The sequence below is a fragment of the Nitrospira sp. SG-bin1 genome, assembly GCA_002083365.1.
Lineage (GTDB): Bacteria > Nitrospirota > Nitrospiria > Nitrospirales > Nitrospiraceae > Nitrospira_D.
Genome location: LVWS01000018.1, coordinates 113,267 through 126,102, shown reverse-complemented (window position 1 = coordinate 126,102; position 12,836 = coordinate 113,267). Strand labels below are relative to the sequence as shown.

Below are 12,836 nucleotides of genomic sequence, written 5' to 3'. Positions count from 1 at the left end.
TGTGTGGGCCGGGGGTGATTGTCTTCCGTCAATCTTGCAATCCTTTCCGGCGATGTGCCATCCTCAGACGCAGCAAGAAAGAGGAGACCATGCAGGAAAAACGACGGGTGTTATACAAAAAAGGTGTCTTCGTTTGCCCCGGGTGTCGCCAGTCCTATGTTCAAGAAAAGTGGATTGAAGAATGGCGCATTCGGTGCCACCGCTGTACCTATCGTGGAACCCTGACGGAAGTGTCGGTTGAGGAGCATATGGAGGAAGAGACGTTTCGACGATAACTTTTTCCGTGCCGGTTTCATCAGGACCGTGAGGTTGTGTCAACTTATCCCACCAGGGCCCATTCCTTGAGTGCATCACGGTATCTTCAGGCGATTGCATTGACGTGGGTCGTGCTCTGCACCGGATGCGCGTCGTGGTCCTGGGCGGACGCGGCTGCGCCATCGATTACCGTTCTTGTGACCTATCATTCCCTCTCGGGAAATACCGAACGCATGGCGGAAGCGGTGGTCGCCGGCGCAAGGTCGATCGCCGGCACGCAGGTTGTCATGAAACGTGTGGGGCAGGTGAGCGCAGAAGACCTGTTTTCCGCCGATGCGGTGGTGGTCGGCTCTCCAGTCTATTGGTCCAACATGTCCGGAGAGGTGAAGACTTTTTTCGATAATTGGCAATTCAAATTCGGGGTCTTTCCCGAGTTCAAGATGAAAAACAAGGTGGGGGCGGCTTTCGCCACGGCGGGACAAGTCTCAAGCGGGAAAGAGGTGACGATGTTGACCATTCTCGCCGCGATGTTGGGAAATCAGATGATTGTGGTGGGCGGCGGCGGAGCTTTTGGAGCGTCGGCCACGACGGAGGGAGAGAGTCCGGGTATAGATGACAAGGAGCTTGCGGAAGCCAAGGCTCTAGGCCAACGCGTTGCCGAAGTGACGAAGCTCATCAGAGCTGGTTCTTCACATTGATCGTACATTGTCGTGGTCGTGTGAATCGCGAAGGGGGGTGCCGGAGTGGGCTTCCGGTCAACCGAGAGACACTCTTCGGCAATCTACCGATCGACCGTGCTGGTCGAGGAACCCTGGACGGCAAGCTCGACAAACTCGTGAATGTTCTTCGCGCATCGCCCGCAGCTCCCGCTTTGCCTCAGACCGAACTTGGACTTGAGCTGACAGGGCATCACAAACCCCGCTCGCCCCGCATCGCGCACATCAGACTCAGTGATTCCTCGGCACAGGCAAACATACATACAGTCACCAATCAACGATTATGAGAAGCATTCTCAGTATGCCATTAAATAACGATCCTGTCAAGAGCCCACACTGTCCAGCGATTATTAGCTAAGCCAACTATCAATGAGATGGGATTATTATTAGGACAGAGTCCCTTCCAGCTGCTGCACCATATCGTTGATGGTATCGAATCCTGACTGCCAAAAGGCGGCCGATGTCATATCCACACCCACCTTGGCGAGAATGTCCTGTGGTGATTGGGAGCCGCCGGTGGCGAGCAGATCCAGATACTTCGGAACAAATGACTCCCCCTGTTCCTTGTACATTCGATACAGCGCCAGCACGAGCAGATTGCCGAAGCTGTAAGCGTAACAATAAAACGGACTGGCGAACAGATGGGGAATCATGAGCCATTCCCATTGGAATTCGTCGGGCACCTTTACCGATTTGCCGAATTGCTGCCTCAATTCTGCAAGATAGGCCCGTGCCAGTTGATCTCCCGTGGCCCCCTCCGCGACCATCCGATGCGCGGCTTGCTCGAAACGAATGAAATAAGCCTGCCGGAGCACCGTTGCATAGATGTCGTCCAGTTGATTGAGGAGCAACCCCTGTCGCACGGCTTTGTTGCGCTCGTTCGACATGAGGGTATCCGAGAGGATGCGTTCACCGAAGACGGACGCCGTCTCGGCCAGCGGGAGGGTTGAATGGAACGTAAAGATCGAATGGTCTTTGGCCATCAGGCCATGCACGGCATGGCCTAGTTCGTGGGCCATGGTGGCGATGTCCCGGGCTTCCCCGGTGAAGTTCAACATGACGTACGGTGTCAGGCCGGGGACCACGCTGTAACAGTACGCCCCGCCCAGTTTGCCGGGACGAGTCGGTCCGTCGATATGTCGTTCTTTCACGACAAGTTCGGCCAAATCTGCCAGCCGGGGAGAAAAGCCGCGATAGGCCGCCAACACCATGTTGACGGCATCGGCATATGCGTATTTCTTGGTGTCGGCCCGATGAGGGGCATAGATATGGTACCGATTCATGGGGGAGATCTTGCAGATCCGTGCTTTCAATTTGAAGTAAGTCTGGAAGACCGGGGCATTCTTGGCGCAGGTGGCCAACAGCGCGTCCACGGCTTGGTCCGGCACATCATTGCCGAGGTTACGGGTTGCGATGGGAGAAGTGTACCCACGGAGCCCGACATTCTCGGCTCTCCAGTCGTTCACGAGCGTCCGATACATCTCTCCAAGCAGGTCGCGTTGGGCTGAGAAGACGCGGTAGAGTTCCTTATAGGCCGCTTCGCGGACGGAGGCTTTTGGGTTTCGTACATGACTCATGAGTTCTTCGCGGTTCATGGTACGAGTCTTCCCGCCGATCTTCATCGTGAACGTCAGCCCGTTGGTTACGACATCATAGAGCGTATTGACGGCGTTCCGTCCCGTCACATTTTTGACGTTGATGATCTTTTCCTCGGGTTCCGACAGTGTGTGCGGGGTATAGCGCCTGATGGTGTCCAGGTAGTACCGAAAGTCTCCGGCGTCGGCCATCAACCGTGCGGCATTGTCCTTATCGACTCCCTGCCACCAGAGATCGAGAAAAAGCAGGCGATTCTGTATGGCGGTGAGCCGTTCCTCCACCTGGGACTTAAACGATCGCGCGTTGGTATTCGTGGTGTCTTCCGAAAACCAGAGGTAGGCGAACGCGCCAAGCCGGGCGCAACTTTCGGCGATTGTTTCGGTACGCCGTAGAATCGATAGGAAATCAGAGGCGGCCATGGTTGCCTGGAGCTGAGGACGAGCCGACTCAACCTGTGCCACCCGTGTATCAAGCGCTTCCAAATACCGCGCTAAGTCTTTCGTGGGATTTTTGACGAGGTGAGTGAGATCCCACCGATTAGATGCCATCGGAGAGGAAGTCTTGCGCCGAACCGGATGTCTCGCGATCATGCCCGATCTCCTTTACGTCGCTGTTGAAGAGCCGTCAAACGGTGCGCCGGCATCTTATCATCCGGCCCGTGCCGAAGGTGGAGAAATCGTCGGAAGCGGCCATGGATGGGCAGCTGCGTTGACAGTCCACCACCGAGATGTAAAAATCCTCAAAACGGACAGCGATATGAACGACCAAGAGATCCATCGCGTCGTCCAATATGTGACCGCAAGCACGTCGTATGCCCGGGACACCGTTTCGGACATCCTTCACACGGGGTTAGGAGAGCTGTCGACCTTGGCGGTGCATTCGACAAGATCCTTCGACCGGGAAACGCTCCTCGAATATATTTCTCAGTGGACGATCAAACGAACGGGGTATCCGGAGCCCTTGGTTCGTGAAGTGCTCGGCTGCGCAGGACGATGGTTGGATGAGGCTTCTGAAGAACTCGCCAAGCGGCAGGGGGAGGTTCTCGGACCGACCTCGAATGATGAAGGCGATTCGGAGGTGGCGTGAACCATGGGACGTTTTCGCCCACGAAGGTCGTTCAAACATGCCCCAACTCTACGAGGGGAACTCCTTGGCTCGATGCCGGCCTGGAAGCGGGAAGCGGAAGGGCTCTCTCAAAAACTGCATGATCGCTGGAGCACGTTGCACCTACACTGTGCCGATGCATCGAGCCATCCACGCCTTGCCCGGCTCGTGCGTCGGCTTACACACGTGGACTATGGGGTGAGAGAATCGGCAATCGCCGAGTTGGAATTGGCCACCCAATTGATCCATGCCGGCGTCCGGGTCAGGTTGTTGCCTGAGTCGCAGGCGCGAACGGCGGATCTCGAATGCTACACAGACTATGACCGGTTCTTTGTGGAAGTCACCGCCATGGTCGGGTCGGCGGAACGGCAACGATTGCCCGTGCGAGGGCTTGAGAGCGAGGAGATTATCGGTGAAGAAGATCGAGGAGTGATCCTGATTCACCGAATTCTCGCGCGCATTCGGCAAAAGGCAAAGCAAGTGGCCGGCTATTGTGACCCGGTGGTCCTCAGCATCTCGGTTCCACGGGCGGATCTTCAAGGTGACAAGTACGGGCGTGCCGACCCGATCTGGCTGGACCTGAAAGTGCTCGCTGGGTTGGTTACCGTGCTGCTCACGAGCGTTCCTACCCTCGGCGCCGTCATGATTGCAATGCGGGATGTCGAGCCGCTTCCCTCCCGATCAGCCTTGAGATTGGCCAATGTCGAGTTGATCGAGCGGGCCAAACATGAGCGTACCCAGCCCCGCGTGTGCATGTTGATTCAGAATCCTCGTGCAACCGCACCGTTGAGCGCACGGCAAGAAGATGCGATCAGACAGACTCTTTAGGGCGTCATCAAGTTGGTCCTGTCCGACCTCCGAACGTTATACATCAGGCCGCTCATTTGTCGATACCGCCGAAAGACAGCGATGGCCTCCTCTCGACCAAGATCTCTCGCGACGGTGATCCTCCGTTTCTTCAGCTCCGCGACCCAATTATGAGGTTTCGGAGCTTCGTCAAACCCAATCGCCATTGCATCTGACCCGCGCGCCGCACAGACGATTTTGCGAACACCCGACCACATGATGGCGCCATAACACATGGCGCAGGGCTCGCAACTCGTGACTAACTCCAGCTTCGGCAGGTCGGCCGCGCCAAGATCGAAGTGCTTCAGGGCACGATGTGCGTGGGCGAGCGCCACCGTTTCAGCATGAGCGAGCGAACAATTTGTAGGTTCCACGACATTGACCCCGACTGCAATGAGTCGCCCCGTCAAGGTCTCGAACACGGCTGCGCCGAAGGGCCCTCCGGTTTTGGCGGTGACATTTCTCAGAGCCAGCCGAATGACGAATCGCATGCGATCTGGAGCCGCGAGCAGCGTGCGTTGCTGGCGGTAAAACAGACGGATGGCCCAGGGCGGAAGACGAAAGGGAAACATGGACGAGGAAACGGATGTCACGACGGGAGGGAAAGCTTTAAAGCCTCGAGATTCTTCGTCACCATCGCATCGCCGTTTTTTGTCGAGACGTCGATGCCTGTGGCGCAGATCGTCCGGCATTCCTCGAGGCGACCCAGCCTCTGGAGTGACTGTGCGAGTGCGAGATAGGCGGCTGAATAGGTTGGTTTGACGGTCACACACCGGCGTAGCGATTCGGCGGCTTCCTCGAAATTCCCGTCGTCCATATAGGCTTTCCCCAGCCCAAACCACGCGACATCGTCGTTCGGATCCATGGCGAGAACTTTCTTGAGCGGCTCAATTCTTGGATTCGGCATGCGATGCTCCTCCGGTTGATACCGAACGATAACAGCGCCGGCATACATTGTCTACGACGTTTTCAGCGTGATAATCTGACGGAGCGTGTTGTATCTCGTCGTTTGTGTCGCGATGCTAAGTTCCAAGTTTGGAGTTTCTTGGGTCGATTTATCGATGTGAGGCACTTGAAGCACGAAACTCGCAACTATTCATCTCATCGATGTGACGGACGAGATGGGGTTCAGGCTTCACAGAACTTATCATTGGTAAAACATGGGTAAAACCGGTCTCGTCTATCATCCGGCCTATCTGGAACATGACATGGGACCCGGGCATCCGGAGTCTCCCAACCGGCTGCGTGCGATCGTGCAACAACTGGAACGGAGCGACACGCTGGCTCAGTTAACCAAGATCGTGCCCCGTCGCGCCGAAGATGAATGGATCACGCAAGTCCATACACCTCACTATGTTTCGGCTCTGAATCAGCATGCGCCCACGAGCGGCCGCGTGTCGCTCGATCCCGATACCTCAATGTCGCCGGGGTCATTGAGCGCCGCGTACTTGGCGGCGGGAGGCGCATTGGCGGCGGTCGATGCCATCATGGCACGGCAAGTCGAGCACGTGTTTTGCGCCGTCCGGCCTCCCGGACACCATGCCGAAGCAGGACGGGCGATGGGTTTCTGCCTGTTGAATAACGTCGCCATCGCCGCGCGTTATGTTCAAAAGCAATACGGGATCTCCAGAGTGCTCATCGTCGATTGGGACGTTCATCATGGGAATGGGACTCAGCACAGTTTTGAGGATGATCCCTCCGTACTTTTCTTTAGCACGCATCAGTATCCGCACTATCCGGGAACGGGGCGGGGAAGCGAACGAGGCACGGAAGAGGGAATGGGGTTTACGATCAACGTCCCGATGGAGCCTGGAGAAGGGGACGAAGAGTACCACGCGATCTTTCTCAAATCCCTCGTTCCGGCGGCCGACCTGTTTGAACCGGAGTTTGTCATCATTTCGGCGGGATTCGACGCACACAAAGACGACCCCTTGGCCGGCATGGGTTTGACGGAAGCGGGCTATGCCGATTTGACGGAAATTGTGGCCGGTATTGCCCGACGCCACGCGAAGGGTCGCATTCTTTCTTCCCTGGAAGGAGGCTACAATTTGAGAGCCCTCTCCCTCTCGGTTGAGGCCCATATCAAGGCGCTGTTGAACGCATGACACGAGGACTGAAGATCGGCCTGGGGGTGCTAAGTCTGGTCGGGCTGGTCTATCTTTATTACACCGAGGTCAAACCGGTCGTCATCTTCGGTTTGCGGTCCGATTATGCCCATGCCATTCCCTACCAGACGGTTCCTCAGGGGCTGGCAAGTCTCAAGGCGGAATCCTGCGGCCAATGTCACCGCGAAATTTACGAGGAATGGAAGACGAGCATTCATGCCCATGCCTATGAAGACCCGTTCTTTCAGGCATACTGGAAGAAAGACAACAATGTCTGGGTGTGCCTCAATTGTCATACGCCGCTCGAAAACCAGCAGCCCACGTTGGTGAAAGAGATTCCTCGTGGGAGGGTCGAGAAGGCCGTTCAAGAGGTGAATCCTCGCTACGATGCCGAGTATCAAAAAGAGTCGGTGACCTGTGCGGCCTGTCATGTGCGCGATGGCGTGATTTACGGTCCGTTCGAAGATTCCGTGGCTCCGCACCCGACGAAGTTTGATCCCAATTTCAGGACGGCCAAGATCTGTTACCGCTGTCATAATGTCGTATCCGGCCCGGCACAGTTCTACAATGTTGGGCCGTGCGGGACCTATGCCGAATATGAAGGAAAGTATTGGCAGGAGCGCGGATTCATCTGTCAGAGTTGTCACATGCCGGAGATCGATCGGCCGGTGGCGATGGGTGGGCCGGTGCGCCGAGGGCGTCAACATCTCTGGCGTGGTGGACATGATCCTGAGATGGTCAAGCGGGCGATTGCGGTCGGGGTAAAAGCCGATACGGATGCTCCGAAGCCGGGCGATCGTGTGGAGTTTACGCTCACCTTCACGAACGCGGGAGCCGGGCATAAGACGCCGACGGGGGATCCGGACCGATTCTTTACGGTGGAATTTCTGGTGGAAGATCGGCTGGGGAACGTGTTGGAACAGCAACGCTCGACGATGGGTCGGTGGATTCTGTGGCAGCCGGCGATCGTCGAGTTGTATGATAATCGCCTGCTTCCTCAGGAGAGCCGCGAATACCAATTCGCGTATCGGATCCCTGAAAAAGGGGAGGGACTGAAGCTGCGAACCCTGGTACGGTACCATATCCTGACCGATGCGCAGCATGAGATGCTGCGGACGAAATACGGTTTGACCGGAGATGACCCCTATCGGTATGTCGTGTACGAGGGAGAATTCCCGTTGTCCGGCGATCTCAAGAATGCATTGGATGGCAAGAGCCATCAGGTATCGGCTGTCAGTTCTCGGCCGGAATCGCCGAATTGCAAACTCAAGGCGGAGAGCTGATCCTAACCGCGGATTTATAACATTATGAAGCATCCGTTATTGATCGATACTGAAACGCTTCAGCAGCAATTGGGTCGTCCCGATCTTGTCCTCGTCGATGTTCGCGGCACGGCGGCCTATGAGTTCGGCGGACATATTCCTGGAGCGGTGCATTCGACCTGGCATGAATATAGTGATCCCAATGCGGTGGCGAAGGGATTGCTCAATCCCGATCTCGGACAGATCGAACGTATTCTGAGTCGGCTTGGGATGACTCCTGACAGCGACGTCGTCATCTACTCCAATCCCTTCGACAATTGGGGCGATGAAGGTCGCATGTTTTGGATGTTGGAATACCTGGGCCACACACGTCTGCGCATCTTGGACGGCGGGTGGGTGAAGTGGACGGCCGAGAAGCGGCCGTTCGAGCATGGGCGTGTCCGCCCTCCGATGGGGAGTTTCAAGGCGCACGCGGTCAAGGCGGTGATGGCGTTAAAAGAAGACCTGAAGACTCTCGCCGGAGGGCCGCATCCTCGGACAGCGATTGTGGATGCTCGCAGCGTGGAAGAATATCTAGGGAAAGAGGTATCCGGGATCCCTCGTCCAGGCCACATCCCCTCCGCCATCCATGTGGCGTGGAATGGCTTCTTGAATCAGGATGCCACCATCAAAGACCCATCCGTGATCAAGGAGATGTTGGAGGCAAAGGGAGTTCGGCCTGAGCAAGACGTGATTTGTTACTGTACCGGCGGTGTACGATCGGCCTGGCTCTATTTCATCCTCAAGCTGTTGGGATATCCGAACATCAGCAACTACCCTGGATCATGGTGGGAGTGGAGTCGGGACTTTGCCTGTCCGGTGGAAAAAGATTTTGATGCGCTCCAAAAAATACTGGGGTTTCATCATGCGTCCAAGCCTTCTTGACACCCTGAGGAGCGCTGTGTAAGGTGAATTCACGAAATTGGACCACGTGAGCGGCAAGACTTCAACCATCAAGGAGGCAGCCATGATGAGAAGAATCCTTCGTAGTGCGATGTTGGCTCTCGGGATCGGCACGTTGGTGGGGGCTCCGGTGCTGAGCGGTTTGGCGCTTGCCGCCGACAAGCATGTGGCCGAAGCGGTGGAACATGCAAAAGGTGCCGCGTCACATGGGAAAGAAGGACATGCGGATGCATGCGTGGAACACGCGAGTGAGGCGCTCAAACATGCGCAAGCGGCAGGAATGAAGAATCCGCACTTGGCCGAAGGGGTGAAGCACTTAACGGAAGCCGTGAAGCATGGCAAGGCCGGACATGCCGATGCCTGTACCGAACATGCCGACGGGGCGGCGACGCATCTGGCCGAAGTGAAGTAAGTTATCGACCAGCTACGGTTGCTGCTACGGTGCCTTTGTTGAAGCGGGCAGAGACTATAGTCTCTGCCCGCTTTGTGTATAACGCGGGAGTGTGTCGTGCGAGTCGGGTTTTATCAGTTCAACCCACAGTTCGGTGAGGTGGCTCAGAATCTCGATGTCGTGACGGCCAGGTTGGAACAGGCGGAGGCCGATCTCATCGTGCTGCCGGAATTGTTCGCGTCTGGGTATCAATTTCTTTCAGGGGAGGAAGCTCGGAGGCTCGCTGAGCCGGTTCCCGACGGCCCGACGGTGCGCCGTCTCGCCGACATCGCAAGACGCCGCAAGATGCATCTCGTGGCCGGACTTCCTGAGCGATCCGCTCTCTGTTGCTACAACTCCGCCGTCGTCGTGGGACCCTCCGGCTTTCTCGGGTGCTATCGGAAGACGCATCTCTTTTACGAAGAGACGCAATTCTTTGCTCCGGGCGACTCGGGATTTCTCGTCTGGGACATCGGGCTCGCGAGGATCGGTGTCATGATCTGTTTCGATTGGTACTATCCGGAGGCTGCGCGGACGTTGGCGGTGCAAGGGGCGGACATCATCTGTCATCCTTCCAATCTGGTCTTGCCGAACTGCCCCGATTCCATGCCGGTTCGATGCCTTGAGAATCGCGTCTTTGCCGTCACGTGCAATCGTATCGGCAGCGAAGCGCGGGGGGGGAAAGAGCGGCTGACTTACATCGGCCAGAGCGAAGTGGTCACGCCCAAGGGAATCATTCAGCATCGTGCGTCTCGTGACCAAGAAGAACTGACCATCGTTGAGATCGAGCCTGCGCAAGCCCGCGACAAAAGCTTGAATCGCTACAACGATCTGCTTCGCGACCGCCGCACGTCGTTGTACAAGATGTAACCCTTACGTCTGATGTCTTGCCGGGAGAAGCGGCGCGCTTGCGCAAGTTGCGTGGGCAGGGTAGGATTTCTTTCATGGGTACCGAACTGCGCAAAGGCATTTTTCTGATTGCGACCCCCAGCCTACGAGATCCGAATTTCCGCCAGACCGTCGTCCTGCTGTGCGAACATGGGCCGGAAGGTGCTCTGGGTGTCATCGTGAATCGCCCCACGGCCATGTCCATTTCCGAAGCCTTGCCGCAGATTCCAGTGATCGAGGGATCAGGCCATGTGCTCTATGCCGGAGGGCCCGTGCAGACGAATCAAGTCATGCTGCTCTATCGAGGCGATCAATTTCCGGACAACTCGCACCACGTATTCGACGGCGTCTGTCTTGGCGGAGACCTCGGCATGGTCGAGCGCATTCTCACCGGGGCCGGGACGACGGAATCTTTCCGCGCCTATTTAGGATATTCGGGATGGGGGCCGGGCCAGCTTGAACAAGAAATGAAGACCGGGTCATGGATCTTGTTGCCGGCGGACCCTCACGCGGTGTTTGAAAAAGAGCCGACGCGAGTCTGGGGAGATATCGTCCGCACCCTTGGAGATGACTATCAAGCCTATGCCGAGATGCCATTCGATCCTTCCTGCAACTGAGCGCCTTGAGCCGTTCCGGTATCAGCGTCCGCCATATCATCGTTGAAGCTTCCCGTGCCGGATGCTAGGGTCATGGTGCCGTCACTCGGGCACGGCTGTTCATCGCAGTGTCGTCCATGAGGGTTTCCGAAGATCCTGCTGCCCTTTTACCCAGATGGCAGGTGCGAAGGTCGAGAAGACGGCGGATTCGGGCCGACAATGATGCAGCACAGGGAGGGAAGGACATGGGTCAGCCGGAGGGATCTCAGGCGGCAACCGAAGCGTTCTTGAGAAAGTTGCATGAACGCCCTCACCAGCCGATCGGGAGATGGCTCCGTGCACCGGCTCACGTGCATTATGAAGCATTCCGCATGTCTGACCCGCCGACGCAACGTCCGGCCAGTCGATCGGAATTCCAGTCGCTCTTGGGATATTTCAAGGTTCCGGCCGAGACGATCGAGCTTCGGGATAATTTCGGCTACGGGGTGAAGGAATCGGAAAACGGCGATCGGCTCATCCTTATCTGGCAAGCACATACGGAATACTACAATTATCAACTCTGGCACGTGCCTTCGCCGGTGACAGGGGCGGTGACCTTCGGCGCGCTGGCGTTTCCGGATTACACGTTTCCCCTGGAGCCGCTTGGGTCGGTGGTGTGCCGCTTGGACATTCTACTCGTGACGGGTTTGTTGCCGTCGCGGAGCGACCTACGCGAACTGATGCCCGGGCCCGTTTTATACGGCAGCCGAGTCTTCAACGAGCAAACATGCGTCGTGACGAGTTTTACACCGGATACGCAGGGACGAGAACGGTACTGGGTCAGTATCGGACCGTCCCAAGGCGATTCCTCACGCCTGAAAGACATTGTGGATGCCATTGTGCGGATCGAGACTTATTATCATTTGTTATTGATGCAAAAGCCGCTGTTCTCTGCCGCCATCGATCAAGTCTATAAGTTCGAGCAGGTTCATCTGAAACAACGGGAGATCATTACTCAGCACATTGGACACGCCGACTCCCAGACCTTGCAGCGCTGGCTGAATACGCTGACGCAGGATTTGCTGAAGACCAACCGCATGGCGGGGAAACTTCACTTCGAGCTGTCCGCGTCGCTCCCCTACGACAAGATAGTGCACACGACGTTGGGGTCCATCGCCGAGCATGCGATGGACTCGTACCGTCCGATTTCCGACTATGTCCTGGGTGGGATTACGGGAGTCGCGGAAGGGTATCAACAGCTCTTACGCCGTATCGATACGCTCCGAGGCGGATTCGAGGGCATCATCGCGATCATTCGGGCCCGCATCGACTTGATCCTGGAATCGCAAAACCTCGCCCTGCTTCAAAGCGTGGACAAAACGACCAAGAGCCAAGTGATTCTGCAACACACGGTCGAAGGCTTGTCGGTGATCGTGATCGCGTATTATCTGGCCGGCCTGGCGGGGTATATCTTCAAAGGATTATCCGAAGTGGGCTGGCTCGGCAACGCGAACCTCGCCTCAGCGGTTTTCGTTCCGATCGCCATCGGGCTGGCCTTCCTCATCACGATGGCGAGTAAGAAGTATCTGCATAAGAAGCTGGCCAGCGAAGAGCCGGCGCCACAGGTCAACAAACCGCACGAGTAGTTGCCAGCGTCACGGAGCGAGGGCTTCACTATCCACGGTCGGCTCTTATCCATCCGAGTCGATGACCGAGATCCACATCGTCGCTTCTCACAGCACCAGTATCTTGCTGGATCTCTCTGTAGGGCCAGTACTGAGTCTTCACTGGTAACTATACTGGTATATTTACAAGTAGAAGCGCGGTGTAGGCGCCAAGGTAAGGTGCCGCAATTCCCGTTATTCTGTTTTGAACCATAGACAACAATGTGTTCTGGTCATCCGATTCGATACACCGCCTGAATCTGATTTGATACATGTGTATGTGATTGGAACGGTACGCATCACACGGGGTGGCCGTTCTTAAAACCGTATACGGCTGAAAGTAAAGAGATCAGACCGCTTGTATAGATGGTCGGTGAGCATTCCTCTGCAATGGCATCTCGCTTGCTGTCGGATGGAAAGATGCACACGAGTTGAGTCACATCCTTTCTTTAC

General features: G+C 56.4%; 14 protein-coding genes. 11 read left to right on the top strand and 3 right to left on the bottom strand.

Features of this window, described 5'->3' with window-relative positions:
* Positions 1–14 precede the first annotated feature (14 nt).
* Together A4E19_01555 and A4E19_01550 are read left to right on the top strand one after the other, a co-directional pair.
* Positions 15–275 (top strand): hypothetical protein, encoded by a 261-nt coding sequence (locus A4E19_01555; protein OQW35474.1) that lies wholly within the window; start codon positions 15–17, stop codon positions 273–275.
* Positions 276–311: 36 nt separating this feature from the next.
* Positions 312–953: a hypothetical protein gene (locus tag A4E19_01550; protein OQW35473.1), complete on the top strand. Its 642-nt coding sequence runs from the start codon at positions 312–314 to the stop codon at positions 951–953.
* A 404-nt stretch (positions 954–1,357) separates the two neighbouring features.
* On the opposite strand, the gene A4E19_01545 is transcribed toward A4E19_01550, so the two are convergent.
* On the bottom strand, positions 1,358–3,157 hold the full coding sequence (locus A4E19_01545) for an oligoendopeptidase F (GenBank protein ID OQW35472.1): 1,800 nt from the start codon (positions 3,155–3,157) through the stop codon (positions 1,358–1,360).
* Here A4E19_01545 and A4E19_01540 point away from each other — a divergent pair.
* A complete protein-coding gene (locus A4E19_01540) occupies positions 3,156–3,653 on the top strand; it encodes a hypothetical protein (protein OQW35471.1) in 498 nt (165 codons plus the stop codon). The genes A4E19_01545 and A4E19_01540 overlap by 2 nt on opposite strands.
* Before the next feature lie 72 nt (positions 3,654–3,725).
* Entirely contained in the window at positions 3,726–4,499 is a 774-nt protein-coding gene (locus A4E19_01535) for a hypothetical protein (GenBank protein OQW35470.1), read from the top strand.
* On the opposite strand, the gene A4E19_01530 is transcribed toward A4E19_01535, so the two are convergent.
* Positions 4,496–5,089, bottom strand: a complete 594-nt coding sequence (locus A4E19_01530) for a hypothetical protein (GenBank protein OQW35509.1) — start codon at positions 5,087–5,089, stop codon at positions 4,496–4,498. The genes A4E19_01535 and A4E19_01530 overlap by 4 nt on opposite strands.
* 17 nt (positions 5,090–5,106) lie before the next feature.
* Positions 5,107–5,424 (bottom strand): hypothetical protein, encoded by a 318-nt coding sequence (locus tag A4E19_01525; protein OQW35469.1) that lies wholly within the window; start codon positions 5,422–5,424, stop codon positions 5,107–5,109.
* Between the two features lie 253 nt (positions 5,425–5,677).
* On the opposite strand from A4E19_01525, the gene A4E19_01520 reads away from it, so the two are divergent.
* The 7 genes from A4E19_01520 to A4E19_01490 all read left to right on the top strand — a co-directional run bounded on the left by A4E19_01520 (position 5,678) and on the right by A4E19_01490 (position 12,365).
* Entirely contained in the window at positions 5,678–6,622 is a 945-nt protein-coding gene (locus A4E19_01520; GenBank protein OQW35468.1) for a histone deacetylase, read from the top strand.
* A complete protein-coding gene (locus tag A4E19_01515; protein OQW35467.1) occupies positions 6,619–7,905 on the top strand; it encodes a hypothetical protein in 1,287 nt (428 codons plus the stop codon). Before A4E19_01520 ends, A4E19_01515 begins: the two co-directional genes overlap by 4 nt.
* A gap of 24 nt (positions 7,906–7,929) precedes the next feature.
* On the top strand, positions 7,930–8,808 hold the full coding sequence (locus A4E19_01510; protein ID OQW35466.1) for a hypothetical protein: 879 nt from the start codon (positions 7,930–7,932) through the stop codon (positions 8,806–8,808).
* Between the two features lie 82 nt (positions 8,809–8,890).
* On the top strand, positions 8,891–9,238 hold the full coding sequence (locus A4E19_01505; GenBank protein OQW35465.1) for a hypothetical protein: 348 nt from the start codon (positions 8,891–8,893) through the stop codon (positions 9,236–9,238).
* A gap of 96 nt (positions 9,239–9,334) precedes the next feature.
* Positions 9,335–10,126: an acyltransferase gene (locus tag A4E19_01500; protein ID OQW35464.1), complete on the top strand. Its 792-nt coding sequence runs from the start codon at positions 9,335–9,337 to the stop codon at positions 10,124–10,126.
* Positions 10,127–10,200: 74 nt separating this feature from the next.
* Entirely contained in the window at positions 10,201–10,761 is a 561-nt protein-coding gene (locus tag A4E19_01495; GenBank protein OQW35463.1) for a hypothetical protein, read from the top strand.
* Between the two features lie 224 nt (positions 10,762–10,985).
* A complete protein-coding gene (locus A4E19_01490; GenBank protein OQW35462.1) occupies positions 10,986–12,365 on the top strand; it encodes a hypothetical protein in 1,380 nt (459 codons plus the stop codon).
* The last annotated feature ends 471 nt before the right edge of the window (positions 12,366–12,836 follow it).

Bases quoted from the DNA above. Each gene is read 5' to 3' on its own strand.
- A4E19_01540 (OQW35471.1), top strand. From the start codon at position 3,156: ATGCCCGATCTCCTTTACGTCGCTGTTGAAGAGCCGTCAAACGGTGCG.
- A4E19_01545 (OQW35472.1), bottom strand. From the start codon at position 3,157: ATGATCGCGAGACATCCGGTTCGGCGCAAGACTTCCTCTCCGATGGCA.
- A4E19_01535 (OQW35470.1), top strand. From the start codon at position 3,726: ATGCCGGCCTGGAAGCGGGAAGCGGAAGGGCTCTCTCAAAAACTGCAT.
- A4E19_01530 (OQW35509.1), bottom strand. From the start codon at position 5,089: ATGTTTCCCTTTCGTCTTCCGCCCTGGGCCATCCGTCTGTTTTACCGC.
- A4E19_01525 (OQW35469.1), bottom strand. From the start codon at position 5,424: ATGCCGAATCCAAGAATTGAGCCGCTCAAGAAAGTTCTCGCCATGGAT.
- A4E19_01520 (OQW35468.1), top strand. From the start codon at position 5,678: ATGGGTAAAACCGGTCTCGTCTATCATCCGGCCTATCTGGAACATGAC.
- A4E19_01515 (OQW35467.1), top strand. From the start codon at position 6,619: ATGACACGAGGACTGAAGATCGGCCTGGGGGTGCTAAGTCTGGTCGGG.
- A4E19_01510 (OQW35466.1), top strand. From the start codon at position 7,930: ATGAAGCATCCGTTATTGATCGATACTGAAACGCTTCAGCAGCAATTG.
- A4E19_01505 (OQW35465.1), top strand. From the start codon at position 8,891: ATGATGAGAAGAATCCTTCGTAGTGCGATGTTGGCTCTCGGGATCGGC.
- A4E19_01495 (OQW35463.1), top strand. From the start codon at position 10,201: ATGGGTACCGAACTGCGCAAAGGCATTTTTCTGATTGCGACCCCCAGC.
- A4E19_01490 (OQW35462.1), top strand. From the start codon at position 10,986: ATGGGTCAGCCGGAGGGATCTCAGGCGGCAACCGAAGCGTTCTTGAGA.